Genomic DNA, 6,058 nt, shown 5'->3' on the forward strand with positions numbered 1-6,058 from the left:
CGCCCGCCCTCCCGTTCGTCCGTCCGTCCGTCAGGAGTGCGTGACCTTGATGCCGGAGATGCGGACCTCGCCGTAGTTCCCCTTGGAACACGGGTCGGAGTTGTCGCAGTTGGCCTGGGTGTAGGCGCCGGCCTTGAAGTAGTTGGTGTCGCCGTCGTGCTCGATCGTGGTCTCCAGCTCGCCGTTGTAGTACACGTCGATCTCCCCGTCCTGCGCCACGAACTTGGCCTCGAACTCGGTGCCCAGTTTGTAGTTCTCGGTGACGAGGTGGTGGCGGCTGTCGTCGCCGTCGGTGATGTAGAGCTTCTTGCCGTCGAGACGGAAGACCGTGACGTCGTCGTCCCCGCCGTGCACCTGCGCGCCGACCACCTGCGGCTTCTCCTTGGGCAGCGCCATGAACGCCTCGTTGACCACGAGCGTGTGCTTGCCCTCCGTGGTGGACCACTCGGCCTCGTCCGCGCCGTTGTCGGTCATCTCCCGCAACTCGGCGCGCGGGTAACTGGAGCCTCCGGTCGTCACACCGTTGACGGCGGCCCGGAACAGGACCGCGTCACAGCCGTCCTCGACCCGGAACCAGGGCTTGGCGGAGAAGGTCGCCAGCTTGGGCTGGGTGATCTCGGTGGGGTCCTCGTCCTCGCCGGTGGGCAGGGTCAGCTTCCAGTTCGTCAGGTCGAGGACGTCCGCCGGGTACGCGCACCGGGCGCCGGCCGGCGCGTACGAGGGCGAAGTGGCGGCCTGCGCGGACAGCGTGAACGCGGCGGTCGAGACGGCCGCGGTGATGCCCGCCAGTACGAGCGTCCGGGTGCTGGGCATAGAGGGTTCCTCACGGTCGGGGACTTCGGTACGGCCGCCGCGCACCCTAAGCCGTCGCGCTCGGGACCGGTCCCCGAACCCATGCCCTTCAGACCGTCAACTCGCTCCCCGTGCGAGGGCCCTCTCGTCGTCGTGCCTGTGCCGGCAGTGGCCTGCTTCGGTCGCCGTACGCGCGAACCGGTCCGTACTTCGCAGGGACGACACGGACTCGCTGGAGCGGCCGAAGCTGCGGGTCCGTCGTGGGCTGGTCGCTCCCCACTCTCGGCGGAGCCGCAGATGCCACAGCCCCGCTCCCCTGAGGGGCGCTGCCGGAACCGCCCGCCGCCGTGCCCGGGCCGCCCGCACCGTTCGCTTCTATCGTGGAAGCACACTGAACGGTCGGCGTCGAGGCGGGCAGCTCATGAGGGAACCGCAGATCGATTACGCGGCCGTCTTCCGGGCGCTTCCCGGCATGGTGGCGCTGCTTACCCCCGACCTTGTGTACGCGGACGCCAACGACGACTTCCTGCGACTGGCCGGGCGCACCCGTGAGCAGTTGCTGGGCCGCTACATCTTCGACGTCTTCCCGGAGAACCCGAACGACTCGGCCGCGGCCGGCATGCGGGAGACCCGGGAGTCGATGCTGCGGGCCGTGGAAACCGGCGAGCGCGACACGATGGCGCTGCTCCGCTACGACATCGAGGACCCCCAGCGCCCCGGCCACTGGCAGGTGCACTACTGGAGCCCGGTCAACGCACCCGTCCTCGGCCCCGACGGGAACGTAGCGCTGATCGTGCACCGGGTGGAGGAGGTCACCGAACTCATCCGCGCCCGCGGCGGCCCGGGCGGCGACCGACAGGCCCGTGTGCTGGAGGCCGAGCTCTACACCCGCTCCCGTGAACTGCAGCAGGTCAACGAACGCCTCCGTAGCGCGCACGCCCGCGAACGCGAGGTCGCACTGGCCCTGCAGGCGGCGTTGCTGCCCACTCCCCGCCCGCTCGGGAACCACCGAGTGGCCGTGCGCTACCGGCCCGCCATCGGGGCCCTGAACGTGTGCGGCGACTGGTACGACCTGGTCGAACTGCCCGGCAACCGCATTTCGGTCGCCGTGGGTGACGTCGTCGGCCACGGGCTCGCGGCCGCCTGTGTGATGGGACAGCTGCGCAGTGCACTCAGCGCGGCTGCCCTGGTCGCCGAAGGCCCGGCGCAGGCACTGGAGGTCCTCGGCCTGTACGCCCGCTTCATCGACGGAGCCGAGTCGACCACCGCGGTGAAGGCATTCATCGACTGGAACAGCCACACCATCACCTACAGCAGTGCCGGTCACCTTCCGCCGGCCCTGCTCCACCCCGACGGCACCGTGACCTTTCTCGACGGGGCCACCGACCCGCCGCTCGGCGTCAGCCCCGAACATGTCCGCCGCCCCCAGGCCGACCTGTCCTTCGCCGAAGGCGCCATCCTGGTCCTGTACACGGACGGCCTGGTCGAACGCCGCACCGAGGACATCGACACCGGCCTGGCCCGCCTCGCCGACTCCCTGGCCCGCCACCGCAAGTCCGACCCCGAGCCCTTGGCCGACGCCCTCCTGGCGGACCTGCACCCGTCGACGGGCAGCACGGACGACACGGCGCTGGTCGTGATCCGCCTGTAGCCTCCGGCGGTTGGGCGGGACGCCTCGTATGCCCTGTTGGCGACGGGCTGACGCACCGGCCCGCCCGCGGCCCCGCACCCACCACGCACCCAAGGGGCGCGGGGCTGTATCAATATGCGGCTCCGCCGCGGGGCGCGACCCGCCACACTGAACCCGCAGCCGCCCCACCGCCGGAGGCACCCGGCATCCGACAACGAACCCAGAAGAAGGCGAACCATGGACCCAGCCGCGAGCATCACCCTCCGCCAGCTGGTCATGGCGCTGGGCGACTCGCTGCTCGAGGTCCAGGCCGCCCCCGCCGGCCTGGACGTAGAGATCCACGGAGTCACCCTGCTCGACCCCGAGGACCCCCCGACCGCCCACCCCGGCGACCTGGTCCTGGCGATCGGCTCCCGAGGAAGGGCCGCCTTCCCCGCCCTGCGCGCCGCAGGCCGGGACCGCGCCACCGCCGTCGTGGTCAAGCTGGACGCGCCCGCCCAGGCCGCGGGCCTCAGCGAAACCGCCACCGAGGCCGGCGTCGCCCTGCTCTCTCTACGCGGCGAGGCCCGCTGGGAGCAGGTCAGCGCACTGGCCCGCGCCGCCCTGGACGACGCACCGCCGGACGACCCGGGCGCGGCGGCCGAGGAGGGCGACCTGTTCTCGCTCGCCCAGACCACAGCCATCCTCACCAGCGGCATCGTCAGCATCGAGGACGCCGCGAACCGCGTACTGGCGTACTCCCGCACCACCGACTCCGACGAGGCCGACGATCTGCGGCGGCGTTCCATCCTCGGCTGGCAGGGACCGGAGGCGTACCTCGCGAAGCTGCGCGAGTGGGGCGTGTTCCAGCACCTGCACTCCAGCGACGAGGTGATCGCCATCGACAGCCACCCCGAGCTGGGCATCCGCCGCCGGCTCGCGGTGGCCATCCGCTCCGGTGACCGGCAGCTGGGCACCATCTGGGTGCAGGAGAGCTCGACGCCGCTGTCCGAACGCTCGCGCCAGGCGCTGCTGGGCGCCGCCCGCGTCGCCGCGCTGCATCTCGTACGCCGCCGCCGGGAGCTCTCGGACGACGTGACGCTCGTCCGGACCCTGCTCGCCGGACTCATGGACGGCAGCACCGGACCGCAGCCGCTGGCCACCCACCTGGGTTTCGACACCGCACGCCCGGCCGCCGTGCTGGGCTTCTCGCACGGGACCGCGGAGGCGTACGAGGCCGGGGACGCCGTCGCCGCACCGGAGCTGGCCCACACCGAGGTCACCAACCTGGTCTCCGTGCACATCGCCGCCCGGCACCGCAGTTCCCTGGTCACCCAGGTCGACTCCCGTATCTACGTGCTCCTGCCGCAACTGCCCCGCAGCATCGACACGGACACCCTGCGCGGCTGGGCCCTGGAGATCACCGACGCGGCGCGCCGCCACCTGGGGCTGCCGTTGCGCGGCTCGGTCGGCTGCCTGGTGCCGGGCCTCGGGGCCGTACCCGAGTCGCGCCGGGAGGCGGATCGCATCCTCGACGCCATGGTGAGCGCCGGGGTGTCCGCCGCGGTCGCCGCGCTGCCCGACATCCAGGCGGAAGTGCTGGTCAGCGAGATGCTGACGCTGCTCGCCGCGCACCCCGAGATACGGGATCCACGGCTGACCGCCCTGGTCGCGCACGACAGCCGGCACCAGGGGCGCCTCTCCGAGACGCTTCTGACGTACCTGAACTTCTTCGGTGACATACGGGCCGCCGCCGCGCAGCTCCACGTGCACCCCAACACCCTGCGCTACCGCCTGCGCCGGGCCGAGGAACTCACCGGTCTGGATCTCAGCCGCCCCGATCAGCGGTTGCTGGCGATGCTCCAGCTGAGGCTGCCGCCCTCGGACTGAGTCCGGTTCCGCATTGGCCGGACGTACAGCCATCGAGGACGAGTTTGTTCAGCCTTCACAAACCCGTACCCCTATGGCCCCTCATACGCTGGCGCAAATCCATTTCCGCAAGTGATGGCGCTCGTCCCCTGCCATCGAGGCGACCCAAGCGGACTTGCCGAGGTCCGGTGCAGTACCGCATCCCCAGCGGAGCGACCCCGCACGGCACTCCTCCCAACCACCAATGGATGTCGACATGACTACACGTCCCCCTGAACCCCTGGCCCCTGACACCGCTCCACCCGCCAGCGGCCAGCCTCCGGAGCAGGACGGTCTGAAGGCCGGTCTCAAGAACCGCCACCTGTCCATGATCGCCATCGGCGGTGTGATCGGCGCCGGGCTCTTCGTGGGCTCCGCCTCCGGTATCGCCGCCGCCGGACCCGGCATTCTCCTGTCGTACGCACTGGTCGGCGCCCTCGTCGTCCTGGTGATGCGCATGCTCGGCGAGATGGCCGCGGCCAACCCGTCCTCCGGCTCCTTCTCCGCCTACGCGGACCGGGCACTCGGCCGCTGGGCCGGGTTCTCGATCGGCTGGCTGTACTGGTTCTTCTGGGTCGTCGTGCTCGCGGTAGAAGCGACCGCGGGTGCGGTGATCCTGGAGAGCTGGGTGCCAGCCGTACCGCAGTGGGCCTGGGCGCTGATCGTGATGGTGGTGCTCACCGCCACGAACCTGGCCTCGGTCGGCTCCTTCGGCGAGTTCGAGTTCTGGTTCGCGGGCATCAAGGTCGTCGCCATCTCGGGCTTCATCGTGCTCGGCGGGCTGGCCATCTTCGGCATACTGCCCGGCTCCGACGCCGACACGGGATTCAGCAACCTCACCGCGCACGGCGGCTTCCTCCCGGAAGGGCCCGGCGCGATCCTCACCGGCATCCTGCTGGTCGTCTTCTCCTTCATGGGCAGCGAGATCGTCACCCTCGCCGCCGCCGAATCCCCGGACGCGCAGCGGCAGGTCGCCAAGGCGACCCGTAGCGTGATCTGGCGGGTCGGTGTCTTCTACGTCGGCTCGATCCTCGTCGTGGTCGCCCTGCTGCCGTGGAACGACCCCTCGATCGCCAAGAAGGGCTCGTACGTCGCCGCCCTCGACGCGATCGGCATCCCGCACGCCGGTCAGATCATGAACTTCATCGTGCTGACCGCGGTGTTGTCCTGTCTCAACTCCGGCCTCTACACGGCCTCCCGGATGGCCTTCTCCCTCGGCCAGCGCGGTGACGCTCCGCGGTCCTTCGTCAAGACGAACACGCGAGGCGTTCCGCAGGCCGCGATCCTGGCCTCCGTGGTCTTCGGCTTCGTGGCGGTCGGCTTCAACTATCTGTGGCCGGACACCGTGTTCCAGTTCCTGCTGAACTCCTCTGGTGCGGTCGCGCTCTTCGTCTGGCTGGTCATCTGCTTCTCGCAGCTGAAGATGCGGGGGATCATCCTGCGGGAGAGCCCCGAGAAGCTTGTTGTACGGATGTGGCTGTTCCCGTATCTGACGTGGGCGACGATCGGGATGATCTCGTTCGTGCTGCTGTACATGCTCACGGATGAGAAGGAGGGGGGCGGGCGCAGTCAGGTGCTGCTGTCGGTGCTTGTGGCTGCGATCGTGATCGCGATCTCGTTTGTGCGGGAGCGTTCCCGGCGGGACGCGGACAGCTTGGCTTCGCGGTAGCGCTGCCCGGCTGGGGCGGGCGTGGGGTTTCTTTCCCCAGGCCCGCCCCTTCCCGTAACTGGGGGCTGCGCCCCCAGACC

Annotated in this window: 4 protein-coding genes; 3 read left to right on the plus strand and 1 reads right to left on the minus strand. The window is 70.3% G+C overall.

Features of this window, described 5'->3' with window-relative positions; genetic code table 11:
* Positions 1-30 precede the first annotated feature (30 nt).
* Positions 31-813 carry a polysaccharide lyase family 7 protein gene (locus G6048_RS46245; RefSeq protein ID WP_165345614.1) on the minus strand — a complete coding sequence of 261 codons (783 nt, stop codon included), beginning with the start codon at positions 811-813 and terminating at the stop codon, positions 31-33.
* 400 nt (positions 814-1,213) lie between these two features.
* Between G6048_RS46245 and G6048_RS46250 the strand changes: the two genes are divergently transcribed.
* The 3 genes from G6048_RS46250 to G6048_RS46260 all read left to right on the plus strand — a co-directional run bounded on the left by G6048_RS46250 (position 1,214) and on the right by G6048_RS46260 (position 5,978).
* Positions 1,214-2,443 carry a PP2C family protein-serine/threonine phosphatase gene (locus G6048_RS46250; RefSeq protein WP_165345615.1) on the plus strand — a complete coding sequence of 410 codons (1,230 nt, stop codon included), beginning with the start codon at positions 1,214-1,216 and terminating at the stop codon, positions 2,441-2,443.
* A gap of 216 nt (positions 2,444-2,659) precedes the next feature.
* Entirely contained in the window at positions 2,660-4,291 is a 1,632-nt protein-coding gene (locus G6048_RS46255; protein WP_235991108.1) for a PucR family transcriptional regulator, read from the plus strand.
* Positions 4,292-4,526: 235 nt separating this feature from the next.
* Entirely contained in the window at positions 4,527-5,978 is a 1,452-nt protein-coding gene (locus G6048_RS46260; RefSeq protein WP_165345616.1) for an amino acid permease, read from the plus strand.
* Positions 5,979-6,058 lie beyond the last annotated feature (80 nt).

The organism is Streptomyces ureilyticus, assembly GCF_011045025.1.
GTDB lineage: Bacteria > Actinomycetota > Actinomycetes > Streptomycetales > Streptomycetaceae > Streptomyces > Streptomyces ureilyticus.

Coding starts and splice junctions, on each gene's coding strand:
- G6048_RS46245 (WP_165345614.1), bottom strand. CDS start 813: ATGCCCAGCACCCGGACGCTCGTACTGGCGGGCATCACCGCGGCCGTC.
- G6048_RS46250 (WP_165345615.1), top strand. CDS start 1,214: ATGAGGGAACCGCAGATCGATTACGCGGCCGTCTTCCGGGCGCTTCCC.
- G6048_RS46255 (WP_235991108.1), top strand. CDS start 2,660: ATGGACCCAGCCGCGAGCATCACCCTCCGCCAGCTGGTCATGGCGCTG.
- G6048_RS46260 (WP_165345616.1), top strand. CDS start 4,527: ATGACTACACGTCCCCCTGAACCCCTGGCCCCTGACACCGCTCCACCC.